General features: G+C 35.1%; 16 protein-coding genes and 1 tRNA gene. 10 read left to right on the top strand and 7 right to left on the bottom strand.

From position 1 onward, the window contains the following. Positions 1–2: 2 nt before the first annotated feature. Positions 3–1040: a tRNA (adenosine(37)-N6)-threonylcarbamoyltransferase complex transferase subunit TsaD gene (tsaD, locus tag AC5XHR_RS12720; protein WP_495951164.1), complete on the top strand. Its 1038-nt coding sequence runs from the start codon at positions 3–5 to the stop codon at positions 1038–1040. 1 nt (position 1041) lies between these two features. Beyond that, the gene (locus AC5XHR_RS12715) at positions 1042–1731 is read left to right on the top strand and encodes an RsmE family RNA methyltransferase (protein WP_495951163.1); all 690 of its coding nucleotides are present in this window, start codon (positions 1042–1044) and stop codon (positions 1729–1731) included. Positions 1732–1776: 45 nt separating this feature from the next. Here the strand turns inward: AC5XHR_RS12715 and AC5XHR_RS12710 are convergent, their stop codons facing one another. The 3 genes from AC5XHR_RS12710 to AC5XHR_RS12700 are packed head-to-tail and all read right to left on the bottom strand — an operon-like array spanning position 1777 to position 3788. Continuing rightward, positions 1777–2634, bottom strand: coding sequence for a hypothetical protein (locus AC5XHR_RS12710; RefSeq protein WP_495951162.1), 858 nt, complete (start codon positions 2632–2634; stop codon positions 1777–1779). Then, positions 2631–3065 carry a hypothetical protein gene (locus AC5XHR_RS12705; RefSeq protein ID WP_495951161.1) on the bottom strand — a complete coding sequence of 145 codons (435 nt, stop codon included), beginning with the start codon at positions 3063–3065 and terminating at the stop codon, positions 2631–2633. The genes AC5XHR_RS12710 and AC5XHR_RS12705 overlap by 4 nt, the downstream gene beginning before the upstream one ends. Positions 3066–3068: 3 nt before the next feature. Next, a complete protein-coding gene (locus AC5XHR_RS12700; RefSeq protein WP_495951160.1) occupies positions 3069–3788 on the bottom strand; it encodes a TrmH family RNA methyltransferase in 720 nt (239 codons plus the stop codon). A gap of 103 nt (positions 3789–3891) precedes the next feature. Here AC5XHR_RS12700 and AC5XHR_RS12695 point away from each other — a divergent pair, with 103 nt between their 5' ends. The 8 genes from AC5XHR_RS12695 (at position 3892) to AC5XHR_RS12660 (ending at position 14510) form a co-directional block, all read left to right on the top strand. Next, positions 3892–4914, top strand: a complete 1023-nt coding sequence (locus tag AC5XHR_RS12695) for an asparaginase (RefSeq protein WP_495951159.1) — start codon at positions 3892–3894, stop codon at positions 4912–4914. Positions 4915–4958: 44 nt separating this feature from the next. Further along, positions 4959–5045 (top strand) — tRNA-Ser (locus AC5XHR_RS12690). A gap of 128 nt (positions 5046–5173) precedes the next feature. Further along, positions 5174–5581: a Fur family transcriptional regulator gene (locus AC5XHR_RS12685; RefSeq protein WP_132109832.1), complete on the top strand. Its 408-nt coding sequence runs from the start codon at positions 5174–5176 to the stop codon at positions 5579–5581. Between the two features lie 59 nt (positions 5582–5640). Next, the gene (locus AC5XHR_RS12680; RefSeq protein WP_129752546.1) at positions 5641–5967 is read left to right on the top strand and encodes a DUF6660 family protein; all 327 of its coding nucleotides are present in this window, start codon (positions 5641–5643) and stop codon (positions 5965–5967) included. 234 nt (positions 5968–6201) lie between these two features. Then, positions 6202–10569: a CusA/CzcA family heavy metal efflux RND transporter gene (locus AC5XHR_RS12675; protein ID WP_495951158.1), complete on the top strand. Its 4368-nt coding sequence runs from the start codon at positions 6202–6204 to the stop codon at positions 10567–10569. Between the two features lie 6 nt (positions 10570–10575). Beyond that, on the top strand, positions 10576–11862 hold the full coding sequence (locus tag AC5XHR_RS12670; RefSeq protein WP_495951157.1) for an efflux RND transporter periplasmic adaptor subunit: 1287 nt from the start codon (positions 10576–10578) through the stop codon (positions 11860–11862). Positions 11863–11874: 12 nt separating this feature from the next. Beyond that, a complete protein-coding gene (locus tag AC5XHR_RS12665) occupies positions 11875–12474 on the top strand; it encodes a methyltransferase family protein (RefSeq protein WP_495951156.1) in 600 nt (199 codons plus the stop codon). Beyond that, on the top strand, positions 12474–14510 hold the full coding sequence (locus AC5XHR_RS12660; protein WP_495951155.1) for a heavy metal translocating P-type ATPase: 2037 nt from the start codon (positions 12474–12476) through the stop codon (positions 14508–14510). Before AC5XHR_RS12665 ends, AC5XHR_RS12660 begins: the two co-directional genes overlap by 1 nt. Before the next feature lie 115 nt (positions 14511–14625). On the opposite strand, the gene AC5XHR_RS12655 is transcribed toward AC5XHR_RS12660, so the two are convergent. The 4 genes from AC5XHR_RS12655 to AC5XHR_RS12640 all read right to left on the bottom strand — a co-directional run bounded on the left by AC5XHR_RS12655 (position 14626) and on the right by AC5XHR_RS12640 (position 17416). Further along, positions 14626–15129 (bottom strand): hypothetical protein, encoded by a 504-nt coding sequence (locus AC5XHR_RS12655; protein ID WP_088263539.1) that lies wholly within the window; start codon positions 15127–15129, stop codon positions 14626–14628. 4 nt (positions 15130–15133) lie between these two features. Continuing rightward, the gene (locus AC5XHR_RS12650) at positions 15134–16060 is read right to left on the bottom strand and encodes a relaxase/mobilization nuclease domain-containing protein (protein WP_489211158.1); all 927 of its coding nucleotides are present in this window, start codon (positions 16058–16060) and stop codon (positions 15134–15136) included. A 10-nt stretch (positions 16061–16070) separates the two neighbouring features. Beyond that, on the bottom strand, positions 16071–16367 hold the full coding sequence (locus tag AC5XHR_RS12645; protein ID WP_031502686.1) for a plasmid mobilization protein: 297 nt from the start codon (positions 16365–16367) through the stop codon (positions 16071–16073). A 143-nt stretch (positions 16368–16510) separates the two neighbouring features. Further along, on the bottom strand, positions 16511–17416 hold the full coding sequence (locus tag AC5XHR_RS12640) for a DUF6371 domain-containing protein (protein WP_088263538.1): 906 nt from the start codon (positions 17414–17416) through the stop codon (positions 16511–16513). Positions 17417–17479: the final 63 nt, after the last annotated feature.

Raw genomic sequence — 17479 nt, 5'->3', positions numbered from 1 at the left:
TTATGAGCGAGCCAATTATTTTAGGGATTGAATCTTCCTGCGATGATACATCTGCTGCGGTTATTAACGGAAACAAAATCCTTTCCAATATAGCCGCCAACCAAAAAATTCATGTTGAATATGGAGGCGTTGTTCCTGAACTAGCTTCCAGAGCACATCAGCAGAACATCATACCCGTGGTTCATCAATCACTACGTGTAGCAAATATACAACAAAATGAGATTTCTGCGATAGCTTTTACGCGCGGACCAGGCTTATTAGGTTCCTTGCTGGTTGGGACTTCGTTTGCGAAGTCTTTGGCAATGAGTTTACAAGTGCCTTTAATTGAGGTTAATCATTTGCAAGCACATATTTTAGCCCATTTTATTGAAGACGCAAATCCCAATCCACCCAAGTTTCCATTTTTATGCTTAACGGTAAGCGGTGGCCATACCTTGATTGTTTTGGTTCGAGACTACTTCGATATGGAAATCGTAGGCAGAACCATTGATGATGCGGCCGGTGAAGCTTTTGATAAAACGGGAAAAATTTTAAATTTGGATTATCCAGCGGGGCCAATTATTGATAAATTGGCTAAAGAAGGAAACTCTAAAGTATTTCAATTCAACAAACCCAAAATGGATGGATTTGATTATTCGTTCAGTGGTTTGAAAACGTCGATTCTCTATTTTATTCAAAAAGAAGAGAAGAAAAATCCGAATTTTATTGTAGAAAACCTAAATGATATTTGCGCTTCTGTCCAGAAAACCATTATTGATATTTTGATGGATAAATTAGAAAAAGCTGCGGTGGAGTACGATGTTAAAGAGATTGCGATTGCAGGTGGTGTATCGGCAAATTCTGGATTGCGACAAGCAATGAATGAACGTGTTGAAACATTAGGTTGGAGCGTTTATATTCCAAAATTTGAATATACCACGGACAATGCTGCGATGATTGCTATGGTGGCAAAATTAAAATACGATCGCAAAGAATTTGCAGATCTTTCGGTTGCTGCAACGGCGCGTTACGATATTGTTGAAGATTTAGAAAAGAAGTAATATGAAGCTGTTTTACGGAAGTGTTTCGCCAGAAGTTTTGATTGATCCTGATGAGCAAATGCATATCATTAAGGTTTTGCGGATGAAAAACGAAGATGAAATTTTTCTAACTGATGGCGATGGCCAATTGGTGAAAGGAAATCTTTTGATAGAAGGAAAAAAAGTTTTGCTTCAAAATATAGAGATTCAACCTCAAAAGCCTAAATTTCAACCAAGTCTTCATATCGCGATTGCTCCAACTAAAAATATGGACCGCATTGAGTTCTTTATCGAAAAAGCAACCGAAATGGGAATTTCAGAAATCACATTTTTGCAAACCGATAATTCCGAGCGCAAGAATTTGAATTTGGATAAAATTCAGAAACAAGTTGTGGGTGCTTCAAAACAAAGTTTGCGAACGTATTTTCCGAAGGTAAACGACTTAATTAAGTTCAAAGATTTTATAAAAACGATCGACCCAGAAACGTCTTTTGTTGCGCATTGCGACGAATCTTTGGAGCGAATACGAATTCAAGATGTCGAAATCCCAGAAAAATGGACAGTTTTTATCGGTCCAGAAGGTGATTTTTCAACTAGTGAAATTCAAGAGCTTTCCGAACTTGGCATAAAAGCGATTACTTTAGGCGAGCAACGACTCCGCACCGAAACAGCTGGGATTTACGTCGCTTCTTGGAATTATTCGATGATGTAGTTTAACTAAAAATATAAAAAAAGCGCCGTTTTAAACGGTGTTTTTTTATACTCCAAAGTTCGGAAAGCGCTTTTTAATTAATCCGTAAAAATAATGATACGGGAAGAACAATAGTACAATTCCGTATTTCATTATTTGCCAATCGGCAAGGACAAAATAATTGGTGTACATGTGAAATGCAAATAGAAATAGCATTGTAAGTGTAAGATACTTTCTATTAAAGGCGCCAAGAAAGCAAAATGTTTGCATGAGGATACCAAAAAAGGTAAGGATTATCCACAAAGTTGAATTTTGATAGACGGTTTCCATCCAATTGGGAATGGGTGAATCAATCATGTAGTAATTAACTAAAGAGTTCATTTTGGCAGCATTCGGTTCTAACCACGAAATTTCGGAATTTTGCGTGATCGAATCTCGAAACATCGAAAGAACTTTCCACAACCCAGCAGCAGAATAGGTTGCCAATACCCCGAAATTTACATATTGGACAAGTTTGTAATCGGTGGTGACCAATTTTTTTGGTAGTAGGAAGATCGTTAAAAAGTAAAATAAAATAAATACGTGGTTATGATGTCCTAACCCTAAATAGCCGCCAATGGGAAGGTTGATTAATGCCGTTGTTAAAAAAATAAGAATATTGCTAATGTAATTAGGCTTTAGAATACTCCAAATTAAGTTGATAATTAGGATGACGCATAATGCAATAAAGTATGGTTTAGAAGGAAATTCGGGTTGTAGTAATTTCTGAAAATCCGTTACTGGTGTGTAAAAAATAGAAGGTCTTTTCGAATTTATAGTGAAAAACTGATACTGCTGAAATATCCAAAAAAACGTAAAAAAACGCATCACATAGTATGTGATTTGAAAGTTGAAAACCGTAAGCTTTTTGTAGTCAAGTTTCATTTAAGTTGCGCTATTTGTTTTTTCGTATATGTGAAGTTTTTACTTCCTAGCAATGCCGGATTGAAAGACTCACTAAATAAAATATAATGGTCAAAATTGGGATTTGTGACTTCCATTAGCGTGAGAAGTTTTTCTTTATTTTGAACTGTATTTTCTTGTTTTTCAAGCTCTTCACCGCTTGTTTTTAAAATTGAAAACTGAGCATTTGCATCCAAGAGTTCGGTGTCTTTATTGGCTATTCTTATAGTATCTCCATTTTTAACACCGTAAATTTTGTAAAATGTTAACGAACCGCTTCCTCCCGTTGGTCTCGTAAATAATCTCCAAACGGCAAATGGATACAATTCAACGCCTCCTTTGTTGGTTTTAATTAGAGATAAAACAGACATAAGCAAGCTGAAAATAACAAGATACAATGTATACTTTTTCATAGATTACTTGTTTTCACGAAGGAATTTTTCAAGAATATGTTCACCACTTTTTACGGAACTTAGTGCCCATCGGATTTTCAATCGCAAGAGTTTTTCATCTTGTAAATAATGTGATATTCCAGATTTTATGAGCTTTTGCTTCAATTCGTAAAAGCAAATCGCCGCAGCAACCGAAACATTGAAACTTTGAGTAAAACCATACATTGGAATCGCTAAAGTTTCATCAGCAAAATCCAAAATATCTTCCGTTACACCTTCCCATTCGGTTCCAAAGGTGAGAGCGATGGGTTCTGTAATTTTAAAATCTGGGAGTGAGGTTGCATTTTTTTCTGGGGAAACCGCAACAATTTTATAACCCGATTTTTTAATTTTCTTAAGCGACTCCAATTCAGCTGGAACTTTTTCAATTTCTACCCACGTATCCGCACCTTTAGTCAAATCAAGATTCGGATTGAAAACGTTGATTTTTTCCATAGCTACAATTTTATGGAATCCACAACCTTCTGCACTTCGAACGATGGCAGCAGCATTTCGGAACTGATAAACATCTTCCATAACAGGTAAGATGAAGTCTGAACTTGTTTTCGAAAAATGCTCGATTTTATCTAACCTATTTTCAGTTAAAAATTGAGAAATATATTGGTAGAATGGCTCTAATTGATTGTCTTGAAGCATTGGACAAAATTGATGAAAAATTCGGAAAAATCTACTATATATATCCATATTCTAATGAATTATGAACTAGCAATGTCATATATTTTATTATTAAGGTGTACAAATTTCAGTTTTGATTTCTAATTTCGAAGGAAAGCCTTACTTTTAAAGCATGAAACGAAAAGTTCTCTTGATATATACGGGTGGTACCATCGGTATGGAAAAAGATTATAAAACAGGAAGTCTAAAACCTTTCAATTTCGAAAATATTTTTAGGAAAATTCCGGAAATGAAATTGTTGGAATGTGAAGTGAAGCTGTATGCCTTTGAAAAACCTTTGGATTCCTCTGACATAGGACCGGATGAATGGCGGAGAGTTGCCATCGTAATTGGTGAAAATTACGAGGCTTTTGATGGTTTTTTGATTTTACATGGTACCGATACAATGTCGTACACGGCTTCTGCGCTGAGTTTTATGCTGAAAGGTTTGCGTAAACCAGTAATTCTTTCGGGATCACAATTACCAATTGGAGACTTGCGAACGGATGCAAAGGAAAATCTGCTTACAAGTTTGTATTATGCCAGTTTGTACGAAAATAATGAAGCGGTTATTCAGGAAGTAGCGGTATATTTTGAATATAAACTGCTGCGTGGTAATCGAACACTAAAGTATTCTGCAGAATATTTTGATGCGTATCAAAGTCCAAATTATCCCTTGTTAGGACAGTCTGGAGTTCATTTAACTGTAATCAATGAAAATTTATATCGGGCTCCAAAAGAGCAAAAATTTGAAGTTGATTTACACATGTCTCAAGAAGTTCTTTTTTGGAGAATTTTCCCAGGAATGACTAATAATTACTTTAAAGATCTTCCTGTTGCTAAGGTTTTAATACTTCAAGTATTTGGTTCAGGAACTATTTTCAATACGGAAACGGCGAATAAAGTTTTAGAAAATATCCGAAAAAACGGGACCGAAATCGTTATTATAAGCCAATGTGTTTCTGGTAAAGTTTCATTTGGGAAGTATTCCAACTCTAATATTTTTTCTAGAATAGGAGCCATTAGCGGACACGATCTTACTGCAGAAGCCGCCTTAACGAAAGCGATGCATTTAATAGACAACCCAACGTATACAGGTGAATTTTCTGTTCTATTTGAACAAGATTTACGTGGTGAAGTAAGTTTGGAACAATAAATTTTGATGTTCCATGTTTTTCTAGTATTTTTGCACACCTAATTAGAGAGGTGTCCGAGTGGTTGAAGGAGCTAGCCTGGAAAGTTAGTATGCGGGTAACTGTATCGTGGGTTCGAATCCCATCCTCTCTACAATTTCAACTGATTATCAAATACTTATGATAAATACAGCCAAAAATACAGCCAAAACTTATATAGTTTTGGCTGTTTGTTTTTTATGATACTGTGTGAGGTTTTAAAAATAAATATTTGGGGACTTTATGAAAAACGAAGAAAATATTTTACAACAAAGAAATATTAAACCCACAGCAATGCGTTTGTTGGTAATAGAAAAATTGTTGAAACTGCAATATGCCATCAGTCATAAGGAATTAGCAGAACAGTTTGAAAATGCAGATAATGTTACGCTATTTAGAACGCTGAAAACTTTTTTAGAGCACAAACTTATCCATACTATTGACGACGGAACAGGAGTTGTAAAATATGCACTTTGTCAATCGGGTTGCAATTGCAAACCTTCAGAACAGCATACGCATTTTCATTGCTCCCAGTGCCAGCGAACTTTTTGTCTTACCGATACCGAAATTCCAAACATCAATATTCCACTAAATTTTAAATTAGAAGGTGTCAATTTGGTACTTAAAGGACGGTGTGACAGATGCAACTAAAATACTATGAAACTTTGCAATCCGATTGCAAAGTTTATTTTTCTATATTTGCACTATAAATGAGATGGATAATCACAATATGGACTTTTTACCTGATGGTACTTTTTTCATTGCCTTGTAGCGATGGAAGCAATCAGTGTGAGGATACCATTCCTAAAATTGAAACCGTTCAATCTCACGACCACAACCAAGATAGCGATGACAATTGCAGTCCTTTTTGTTATTGCAATTGTTGTAGTATAAGTATTGCTACTTACCATTTCAAACCTTTTGAAATCAAGCAACCTAAACCCACTCTTGTTGTTAAAAAAATTACACTTCGTGATTTTACTTTAATTTCCTTCTACTCAGGAAGTATTTGGCATCCTCCTAAATTTACTGTTTAATTTTTTCAGATTTTCTTAATGCTATTGATGGTTTGTTGCAAGCCTCAGTAATTGTATGCCTTTTATTGGCTTTACGGTACTGCTAGCCTGTTCGTGTTATGTATTTTCTATGAATGTTTGTTTATAGAAATAATTACAGGCATAATCCACTTCATCCGATAGTTATTTGATTATCTGTTGGCTTCTTATGGCAAGAGGCAATAATTTATTTATCAAAAAATTAAACAGATACACGTGTTAGATAACATTATAAAATTTAGTATTCAGAACAAGCTCGTCATTGGGATAATGACCTTGTTACTCATCATTTGGGGAGTGTGGAGTGCCACAAAACTACCCATTGATGCCGTACCCGATATTACTAATAATCAGGTGCAAATAATTACGGTTTGCCCTACATTGGCAGGGCAAGAAGTAGAACAATTAGTAACCTTCCCTATTGAGCAAAGCATTGCCAATATTCCAGATATAGAAGAAACAAGGAGTATTTCAAGATTTGGCTTATCGGTAATTACAGTAGTATTTAAAGATAAAGTAGACATTTATTTTGCCCGTCAGCTTATCAATGAAAAACTAAAAGAAGCAGAGGAAAATATACCTAAAGGTATTGGCAAGCCAGAACTTGCACCAGTAAGTACCGGATTGGGAGAAGTCTATCAATACATCATCCATCCGAAAAAAGGCAGTGAAAAAAAATACAATGCAAAAGACCTACGCACAATGCAGGATTGGATTGTGGCAAGGCAATTATATGGAACTCCCGGAATTGCCGAAGTAAATAGTTTTGGTGGCGAACTGAAACAATATGAAGTAGCAGTAAATCCCAATCGCTTAAAAGCTATGGGGGTAAGTGTTACCGACATTTTTACCGCATTAGAAAAAAACAATCAAAATACTGGTGGTGCATATATCGACAAAAAACCAAACGCTTATTTCATCCGAGGTATCGGTTTGGTAACTTCATTGGATGATGTAAAAAATATCAGTGTAAAAAATGATGGCGGCAGTATTCCCATTTTTATAAAAGACGTAGCAGATGTACGTTTCGGAAGTGCTGTAAGATACGGAGCAATGACCTACAACGGCGAAGTAGATGCAGTTGGCGGTGTGGTAATGATGTTGAAAGGCGAGAACAGCAATGAGGTGGTAAATCGCATCAAAGAAAAATTACCTATTATTCAAAAATCCTTACCCGAAGATGTAATTATTGAACCCTATTTAGACCGTACAGATTTGGTTGACAGAGCTATGAGTACCGTTGAAAAGAACCTGATAGAAGGCGCACTGATTGTCATTTTTGTATTGGTGCTTTTCTTAGGAAATTTTAGGGCAGGATTGATTGTAGCATCCGCTATTCCTTTGGCGATGTTGTTTGCATTGGCTTTAATGAATGTGTTTGGCGTAAGTGCCAATTTAATGAGTTTGGGAGCAATAGATTTTGGATTAATTGTAGATGGTGCGGTAATTATTGTAGAAGCTACATTGCATCATTTAGGTTTAAGGAAATCTACACAAAGGCTCACACAGCAAGAAATGGATAATGAAGTATTTACCTCAGCTTCCAAAATTCGTAATAGTGCAGCCTTTGGTGAAATCATTATCCTTATAGTTTATATTCCTATTCTTACATTGGTAGGTGTAGAAGGTAAAATGTTCCGTCCTATGGCACAAACAGTAGGTTTTGCAATATTCGGAGCATTGATATTATCTTTAACATATATCCCGATGATGTGCGCTTTGTTCTTATCTAAAAAGCCGATGCTCAAAGAAACCATTTCGGATAAAATGATGAATTGGTTGCAAAAAATGTATCAACCATTATTAGAAAAAGCCATCAAAATAAAATATTGGCTAGTAGGAATTACCGTTGGTATATTTGTTTTTAGTCTTTTCTTATTTAGCAGAATGGGTGGCGAATTTATACCACAATTACAGGAAGGAGATTTTGCCTTCCATTGTATTTTACCACAAGGCAGTTCATTGAGCCAGAGTATAGAAACCTCTATGCAAGCTTCAAGAATTATTAAAGAATTTGATGAAGTAAAAATGGTAGTAGGTAAAACTGGAGCGGCAGAAGTGCCAACGGATCCAATGCCACCCGAAGCTACTGATATGATGATATTGCTAAAGCCTCAAAGCGAATGGAAAAGTGGCAGAAGTTATGATGAATTGGGAGATGCTATCAATGAAAAATTAGAAGCAATACCTGGTGTGTTCTTTGAAAAAAATCAGCCAATACAAATGCGTTTTAATGAGTTGATGACAGGTATTAGGCAAGATGTAGCAGTAAAAATATTTGGAGAAAATTTAGATACGCTTGCCTTGAATGCTGATAAGGTTAGTAAAATTATACAAACAGTAGAAGGTGCTACATCTCCACAAGTAGAACGTGTGAGTGGTTTACCGCAAATAAATATAGAATACGACCGTACACGTTTAGCCAATTATGGGATAACGGTAGAAGATGTAAACAATGTAGTAAGCACTGCATTTGCAGGAAAAAGTGCTGGTGTAGTATATGAAAACGAAAGAAGATTTGAACTGGTAGTTCGGTTGGATAGTGTTTACCGTAACAGTATCGAAGATGTAAACAATTTGATGATACCAACTTCAACTGGTAATCAAATTCCGCTTTCGCAAGTAGCAACTATTGATTACAAATTAGGACCGGCACAGATAAGCCGTGAAGCAGGAAAACGTAGAATTGTAATCGGGTTCAACGTTGCAGGCAGGGATGTACAAAGTGTGGTAGAAGAAATTCAGCAAAAATTAAATACACAGGTAAAATTACCACCGGGCTACTATTTCACGTATGGCGGTCAATTTGAAAACTTGCAGGAAGCCAGTAACCGATTAATGATAGCCGTTCCGGTTTCTTTGTTATTGATTTTTGTATTGCTCTATTTCACGTTCCGTTCCTTTAAACAGGCAGGCTTAATATTTACAGCTATCCCAATGAGTGCGATCGGTGGTATATTGGCTTTATTACTTCGTGGTATGCCGTTCAGCATCAGTGCAGGAATTGGATTTATTGCTTTGTTTGGTGTAGCAGTTCTCAACGGAATTGTATTGATAGGTACTTTCAACCAATTGGAAAAAGAAGGCGTAAAAGACGTATTTAAACGAGTAATAGAAGGAACTAAAATCCGATTGCGACCAGTATTGATGACGGCAACAGTTGCCAGTTTAGGATTTTTACCAATGGCATTGAGCAGTAGTGCAGGTGCTGAAGTTCAAAAACCTTTAGCAACGGTGGTTATCGGTGGTTTAATTACCGCAACTTTCCTTACCCTATTTGTACTGCCATTACTCTATATCATTTTCAATTCAAAAATTAAATTAAAAAGAAAGCCACAAGTGAAACCCATTGTAACCATCATTGTATTGCTTTTATCAACGGTAGGCTTTACAGCAAATGCACAGACAAAAAGTTTAACTAACGTTGACGATGCGATAAATATTGCACTTCAAAATAATCAAACCTTAAAAGCTTCAGATTTAGAAATTGATGCCAGCAAAGCTTTGAAAAAAACTGCTGGAGAATTACCAAAACTTGATTTTAATGCACAATTAGGGCAATATAGCAGTACCAAATTCGACCAGTCTTTTCAGGTGTCACAAACCATTCCGTTTCCATCATTATTTGGAGCTAAAAAGCAACTGATTAATGCCGAAATAAAAGGTAAAGAATTGCAAAAAAACCTTACTGTATTGGAGTTAAAAAATCAAGTACGTACTTATTATTATCAAATTTTGTACTTGCAACACAATGAAAAACAGTTACAGCAATTGGATAGTTTGTACAACGATTTTATTAAAATAGCCCAGCTTCGTTATAAAACTGGCGACACCAAAAAAGTGGACATCAGCACAGCGGAAGCTAAGAAAGGCGAAATCAATTTATTGCTAAAACAAAATGGAGTGTTTTTATCCAATGCTGTTGCCAATCTGAAAACATTGATGAACACAAAAGCCGATTTTACCATTGCAGAAAACGGAATATTTCAGCCTCTACAAATCAGTAATTTGTTGGATAATGAAGCCGTAGCATATCATCCTGCCATTCAATCTTTGTATCAGGATGCCATTATTGCCGAGCAAACCAAAAAGGTAGAACGTTCGCAAGGTTTACCAGATTTTACGATTGGCTACGTCAATCAGTCTTTAATTGGTTTTCAAAATGTAAACGGAGCCGAACAATTTTTCAATGGTGGAAACCGATTTAGTTCTGTAAACATTGGTATTGCTATTCCCATCACTTATGGTGCTACCAAAGCCAGAATAAAATCTTTAGATTACAGAAAACAAGCAGCCGAAGCCAATGCACAACAACAGCAAAAAACATTGGCTACGCAAATGCAAAATGCCTTGCAACAATATCAGCAAGACATACAGCAATTCAATTATTTTGAGAAAGAAGCATTGCCAAATGCCAAGGAAATTGTATCAGCAGCACAATTGGGTTACAGAACAGGCGAAATCAGTTATGTAGAATATCTTTTTGCGCTGCAAACTGCCACCGATATTCAGTTGAATTACCTCAAAAGTATTCAGCAGGTAAACCAATCTGTAATCACTATTTATTCATTCATTAATCAATAATTAAAAATGAAATTCAATATAAATAAAATCACGTCTATCACAGCGATAATTGTTTCAATATTTACTTTTTCCGCGTGTAAAAACGATAAACAAAAAGAGGGTCAGGCTACAGAAGCAAAAGCAACCGAAAAAGCTGAAGCTCCTCACGAAGAAGAAACGCCAACCATTGCCACACTTACCGAAGAACAAATAAAAACGGTAGGCATACAATTAGGCGTAATAGAGCAAAAAGAATTAACGGCAACCATCCGAGCAAATGGTTTGCTGAAAGTTCCCAATAACAACAAAGCCAACGCAACTTCTTTGTATGGTGGTGTAATAAAAACACTGAACGTACAAATTGGAGATTATGTAAAAAAAGGACAAGTAATAGCCACTATTGCCAATCCGCAGTTTATACAATTGCAGGAAGAATATTTGAGTACTGCCAGCAGAATTACTTTTGCAGAACAAGAATTATCAAGGCAAAAAGAACTTTTCGAAGGCAATGCAGGAGCGAAAAAAAATCTACAAAGTGCCACAGCCGAACTCAATAGTTTACGTACCAGAAGAGCTTCCTTACAACAACAGATACAATTAATGGGCATCAATCCAGGTTCTGTTTCAAATGGTAATCTAAAATCAGCATTGGTTGTAACCAGTCCTTTGAATGGTACGGTTAGTAACGTTTTCGCTAAAATAGGAAGCTATGTAGATGTTTCTTCACCTGTTATAGAAATTGTAGATAACAGTTCCTTGCATTTGGATTTGAATGTTTTTGAAAAAGATTTGCCGATGCTCAAAGTAGGGCAAACTATTCATTTTAGAATAACCAACAATGCAGTAGAAGACTATAATGCTAAAATATTTGCAATAGGCTCATCTTTTGAAAACGAAAGCAAAACAATTGCCGCTCACGCCGTGGTACAAGGCAATAAAACAGGACTTATAGACGGAATGAATGTTACTGCCATTGTAAGTCTTAATAATGTAACAACTTCGGCTGTACCGAATGATGCCATTGTAAATGCCGATGGAAAATACTATATTTTTGTACAAACCAATAAAAAAGCAGAAGAACATCACGAAGAGGGAGAGGAAGAGGGAAGCCATAAAGAGGGCGAAGAAAAAGAACATAAGGAAGATAAGTCCAGTAAGAATTTTGAAAAAGTAGAAGTACTGAAAGGCGTATCTGATATGGGTTATACCGCAGTAACATTTGTAAATGAAATTCCTGCCGATGCAAAAATTGTGATTAAAGGAGCGTTTTTTGTAAATGCAAAGTTGAGTAATACAGGTGGTCACGGACACTAAAATTTGCAATCTATGATTTGGCTAAAATTTTATTTGCCTTTGTATTTGGTGTTGTATATGACGGTAGCATTTGTGCTACCGTCATACCGCACCTTTAAGCAAACAGGCATAAATCCTATAACATTCGGCAAAACGGATAACGCACACGATTACATCGGTTTTGTAATGAAAGTATTGATAGCCTTGCTTTTTATAGCGGTATTCATTTATTCATTCAGCGATAAAGCATATCAGTATTTAGTACCCATTTCTTATTTAATGAAAGAAGTGTTTATGATAGTTGGATTAATCTTGATACATCTTTCACTACTCTGGATTTCGGTAGCTCAATATCAAATGAGCAACAGTTGGCGTATTGGTATAGATGAAAACAATAAAACCGAATTAATAACAAAAGGCTTATTTTCTTATAGCCGAAACCCGATATTCTTAGGAATGATAATCAGCGTTACCGGAATATTTTTCATATTGCCCAATGCTATTACATTTTTCCTGATGCTATCCACTTACATCGTTATCCAAATTCAGATAAGATTGGAAGAAAAATTTTTAGAAAAACAACACGGACAAGAATATTTATCCTATAAACAAACTACTAAAAGATTACTATAATGGAACACAAACATAAATATGATGCACAAGGCAAACAGCTTTGTTGCACACCTCAAGAAGAAAAAATATATACCGATGCCGATGCTAAAATGCTATTGGAAAAACATCACGACGATGATGGACACAACCACGAACACACCGATGATGACGGTCATAACCACGGAAGTACCGATAAATCTACCTTTCAAATGTTTTTACCTGCTATCATCAGTTTCGTATTATTGATGATAGCCATTGCTTTCGATAATTGGGTGCCGCAATCTTGGTTTACAGGTTGGGTAAGAATTGTTTGGTATGTAGTAGCGTATGCACCTGTAGGATTTCCCGTAATTAAAGAAGCATTTGAAAGCATTAGAAAAGGCGATGTGTTTTCAGAATTTTTATTGATGAGCATTGCCACCATCGGAGCTTTTGCCATTGGCGAATATCCGGAAGGGGTTGCCGTAATGTTGTTTTATGCCGTTGGCGAAGTGTTCCAAACATTGGCTGTAACAAGAGCCAAAGCCAATATTAAAACCTTGCTCGATCAAAGACCAGATGAAGTAACTATTTTAGAAAATAATCAAGCTAAAACCATAAAAGCAGAAACCGCAAGTATTGGCAATATCATCCAACTAAAACCCGGAGAAAAATTAGGACTAGATGGAGAATTATTATCCGAAACCGCTTCATTCAATACAGCAGCCTTAACAGGCGAAAGTAAGCCTGATACCAAAACAAAAGGTGAAACCGTTTTGGCAGGTATGATAAACCTAAACACCGTTGCACAGGTAGAAGTTACAACTGCTTATACTGATAGTAAGCTTTCTAAAATTTTAGAATTGGTACAAAATGCAACCGCACAAAAAGCACCAACAGAACTATTCATTCGAAAATTTGCAAAAATCTACACACCGATTGTTGTATTGTTGGCAGTGCTAATTACCATAATTCCTTATTTTTTTGTGAGCGATTATGTATTTAGTCAGTGGTTGTACAGAGCATTGGTGTTTTTGGTTATTTCTTGTCCTTGTGCTTTGGTTATCAGTATTCCTTTGGGTTATTTTGGTGGAATTGGAGCAGCTTCCAAAAATGGAATTTTGTTTAAAGGAAGTAACTTTTTAGATGTAATTGCCAGTATTCAAAATGTAGTAATGGACAAAACTGGTACAATGACCGAGGGCGTTTTCAAAGTTCAGGAAGTGGTATTAAAATCTGAATTTAATAAAGATGAAATCCTGAAAATGGTCAACGCTCTGGAAAGCCAAAGTACACATCCGGTCGCAACAGCTATTCATCAATACGTAGGCGAAATTGACAGCTCAATAAAGTTAGAAAATACCGAAGAAATCGCAGGTCACGGTTTGAAAGCCAATGTAAATGGAAAAGAATTATTGGTCGGGAATTTTAAGTTGATGGATAAATTCAACATCAATTATGATTTAGACCCGACCACAATTGTTTACACCCTAATTGCCATTGCTTACGATGGGAAATTTGCAGGATATATTACCATTGCAGACAGCATCAAAGAAGATGCACAGCTTACAATTGACAAACTGAAAGCATTAGGCGTAAAAACCACAATGTTGAGCGGAGACAAAAGCACCGTAGTAAAATTTGTTGCAGATAAATTAGGAATTAATAATGCTTTTGGCGATTTATTACCCGAAGACAAAGTAAATAAAGTAAAAGAAATAAAAGCCCAAAATGAAACCGTAGCCTTTGTAGGCGATGGCGTGAACGACGCACCAGTAGTAGCTTTGAGCGACGTAGGTATTGCAATGGGCGGTTTAGGAAGTGACGCCACCATAGAAACTGCCGATGTGGTTATTCAGGATGATAAGCCCAGCAAAATCCCTATGGCAATCAACATAGGTAAGCAAACCAAGAAAATCGTATGGCAAAATATCATTTTAGCATTTGCAGTAAAAGCAATTGTTTTAGTACTCGGAGCAGGTGGATTAGCCACAATGTGGGAAGCCGTTTTTGCCGATGTTGGCGTTGCTTTATTGGCAATTTTAAATGCTGTGAGGATACAGAGAATGAAATTTTAAACACCAATAGCATTTCAAATATTTGGTTGTCAATTAAGTATTGTTGTTGTAATCTGTTAAAATGTGGGAAAATCCATTGGTTTGCGCTGGCTGATTTTTCCATATTTTAATAGATTTATTTTTTATCATTTTCTGGGTTCTGTTTAGCTTCAAGCCATTTTTCATACTTCTCGGTAAGATTTTTTTCTTTCAGATAAGTATTTCTTCGATGAGCTTCTTTTGAATAGAATTTCATTTCATTTTCAGCATACTTTTTTTCGTGATATTGATTAATTCCAAATGATAAAAAAGCGACACACAAACAAAATAGAATCGTTAAAGAACCGTAAAAATACAATTGCTGTTTTCCTTCTTTTTTAACAGAATCTTTAATTTGATTGTTATGTTTTTCAGAAATACGAGTTAATTCATTTATTTGTTTTTCAAATATTTGACTGATTTCTTTTATTACTTCTTTCAGTGGTTCAAATTCAACTTTAAGAGATGTTTTTTTAATCTCTTCCAATTTCCCATCTACAGTTGTAATTATTTTCTCGTTCAAATCAAATTTTTCAATTGCTTTGTCAAGCTTCTCTGCAAAAAGCTCCATTACATCTTGGGTTCTTATTTTTTGTGCCATATAATTATCTTCTAAATGTACTACGTTCTATTATTTTTCTTTCAATTTTATCAACAATTTTGGTTTCAGATGTTTTAGATTCTAGCAATATTTTATTTTGAAGAGCAATCATTTCTAATTCTTTTTTAAAATTTTGAATGCTTTTTTGATTTAATTCGTGCATTGGATTACTCAAATTGAAATTATCATCCTGAAAAAACAAACCAGAATCTAAAAGTTTTTTCAGTCCCATATTTCGGTGAACATCGCTCGCTTTCATTTCTGTTTGACTTTCCATATCTCTCACCCGAAAACCTTGTAAATCACCTTGCTTATTGATTGTAGGAATGAATTTTATTTCCTTTTTCAGCATTTCTGATAAGTATTTTTCCATCGTGTTTGGCTTTGTTGCCATTACGTTCAGATGTTTTCGAAACATTTCTTTCCTTAAATTCTTAGAATCAAATTCGAAACTTTCGGAAGCTCTTATTTTATCAATTCTCATTTGTTTTGCAGATACTAATTCATTTTTTTCTGCAACTCTGTGCGCTGCCCATTGCGCTTTCTTCCCAATATGATGGTCTTTCAACAATTTACCTTTTTCATCTACTCTGTTTAAAAGGATGTGAATGTGACGATGGCGTTTTTCTGTGTGCATAAAAGCAATAAATTGAGATTGATTGGTATCAATTTCTAATTCTTTTAAAAATTCTTTTGTGAGATTCTGCAACTGCTTTTTACTCAATTTTTCACCATCAGCTACATGCGGAGAAAGAACCATAGAAATGAGTTTATTGGTTGCGTTTTGATTTAGATTTTGCAGAATTTTCATTTCTTGAAAAAGTTCAATAGGTGTTTCGCCACAAAGATTATTTCGCAATATTTCTATTCCTTTTTGGTCATCAATTACATAATTAAAAAGTGAAAAACCACCGATGCAAGATTTTGCCATGGCTATCATTTTACTTAAATTTTTCTAGATGACTTTTTATTATTCTCGAAGTTTCAAGCATTTCATTTTTCATTCCCGTAACATCTCCAAGTTTAAATAAATTGGAAATCCTCCGGAAATTATCAGCGTATTTTGAGAGGTTTTTATAGCCTTCAATTTCATCTTCCGTTAACGTATTTTTGAGGTCTAATTCTAAGGAAAGTCTTCGAAAAAATTCCGACATAGAAAGACCTGTTTTTGTAATTTTTTTCTGAATAATTTGATGTTCGAGAGATGAAACTCTGAACCTTAAAACTTTATTTTTCATATTTTTTTAATTTTAAAATTGTAGAGCAATTTTCCCTTTTTTGACCATCGGGAGAAAAAGCGAGATGCCGATAAGGTGCAATTTCGGAACGAATTGTAGCTCTATCGGCACATCTCGATGTAAAACCTGTTTTACTCATCTTTTCATTGGTTTATCATAAAGAAATCTGCAATGTCAATTCCTTCTCTTTTTTGTTCGGGTTTTGCTTGTTTTTCAAGTAAATCCGATACATAAATATCGAATCCTTTCGCATTCAATTCGACCGCTTTTCGCTTCCATTCTTGATAGGTTGTAAATCCATTTTTTTGAATTTCGCAGTCAGGATATGCAATGATTTTTCGATGTTTAATTGGTTCTAATTTTTTCAATTTAAACTCACCTTTTGCACCACAAGACAACCATAAAAATTCCGGAAATATTACACTCATAATACAAGCTGTTTTTTCAGATTCCACCAAAGCAATGACACTTGCCTTGTCATCTTTCGTCAAATGCAAACCAAATAAACATTGCGATAAATTGAAGTCTGAAATTTCATTTTTCTTCATTAAAAACTGATGCATCCATGTAATTTTTTTTGTTCTTTTTCCAGTTTCAAAATATTGAATTACTTTCCCGCCTCTTACTTTATTTCTATCATCAATCTGCCAAAAAACAGTTCCATAATTAAATTCCGGAAGTGTTCCGATTTTATATTTTTTCTTGATAGAATTTGCTATTGAATCACCAAATCGTAATCTTAAATATTTCAATAAATTATTGTCGTAATTCATCGATAATTCCACCAAGTTATTTTTGTGAAAAGTAGGAACGGTTTCAAAAAATGAATTTTCTACAATCATAGATGTTTTATTATTTTGAAATCCATCTTTTGAAGGATGATAGAAAAATCCGCATTTCGATTCTCTGTCACATCTCCCGTAACTTTCCATGATTTCTCCTGTTTCAGAATCAATGAAAATAACCAACGAAAATTGACCACAATTCGGGCATTTATATTTCTTTGAACTTGGGTCTAAAATATATCGGTATGATTTTACAGTTTGCATTATTTACACTTTTTGCACTTTTCTTTATTCATCGGCAATTGAAGTAGGTTTTCAATTGCACTT

This window comes from Kaistella sp. CFF1-2 (genome assembly GCF_059509915.1).
The sequence above is the reverse complement of the archived record's forward strand: the minus strand, read 5'-3'. Positions and strand labels throughout refer to the sequence as shown.

Coding starts and splice junctions, on each gene's coding strand:
- AC5XHR_RS12705 (WP_495951161.1), bottom strand. CDS start 3,065: ATGAAAAAGTATACATTGTATCTTGTTATTTTCAGCTTGCTTATGTCT.
- tsaD (WP_495951164.1), top strand. CDS start 3: ATGAGCGAGCCAATTATTTTAGGGATTGAATCTTCCTGCGATGATACA.
- AC5XHR_RS12670 (WP_495951157.1), top strand. CDS start 10,576: ATGAAATTCAATATAAATAAAATCACGTCTATCACAGCGATAATTGTT.
- AC5XHR_RS12645 (WP_031502686.1), bottom strand. CDS start 16,367: ATGAAAAATAAAGTTTTAAGGTTCAGAGTTTCATCTCTCGAACATCAA.
- AC5XHR_RS12695 (WP_495951159.1), top strand. CDS start 3,892: ATGAAACGAAAAGTTCTCTTGATATATACGGGTGGTACCATCGGTATG.
- AC5XHR_RS12655 (WP_088263539.1), bottom strand. CDS start 15,129: ATGGCACAAAAAATAAGAACCCAAGATGTAATGGAGCTTTTTGCAGAG.
- AC5XHR_RS12700 (WP_495951160.1), bottom strand. CDS start 3,788: ATGGATATATATAGTAGATTTTTCCGAATTTTTCATCAATTTTGTCCA.
- AC5XHR_RS12650 (WP_489211158.1), bottom strand. CDS start 16,060: ATGGCAAAATCTTGCATCGGTGGTTTTTCACTTTTTAATTATGTAATT.
- AC5XHR_RS12660 (WP_495951155.1), top strand. CDS start 12,474: ATGGAACACAAACATAAATATGATGCACAAGGCAAACAGCTTTGTTGC.
- AC5XHR_RS12665 (WP_495951156.1), top strand. CDS start 11,875: ATGATTTGGCTAAAATTTTATTTGCCTTTGTATTTGGTGTTGTATATG.
- AC5XHR_RS12715 (WP_495951163.1), top strand. CDS start 1,042: ATGAAGCTGTTTTACGGAAGTGTTTCGCCAGAAGTTTTGATTGATCCT.
- AC5XHR_RS12685 (WP_132109832.1), top strand. CDS start 5,174: ATGAAAAACGAAGAAAATATTTTACAACAAAGAAATATTAAACCCACA.
- AC5XHR_RS12640 (WP_088263538.1), bottom strand. CDS start 17,416: ATGCAAACTGTAAAATCATACCGATATATTTTAGACCCAAGTTCAAAG.
- AC5XHR_RS12710 (WP_495951162.1), bottom strand. CDS start 2,634: ATGAAACTTGACTACAAAAAGCTTACGGTTTTCAACTTTCAAATCACA.
- AC5XHR_RS12680 (WP_129752546.1), top strand. CDS start 5,641: ATGAGATGGATAATCACAATATGGACTTTTTACCTGATGGTACTTTTT.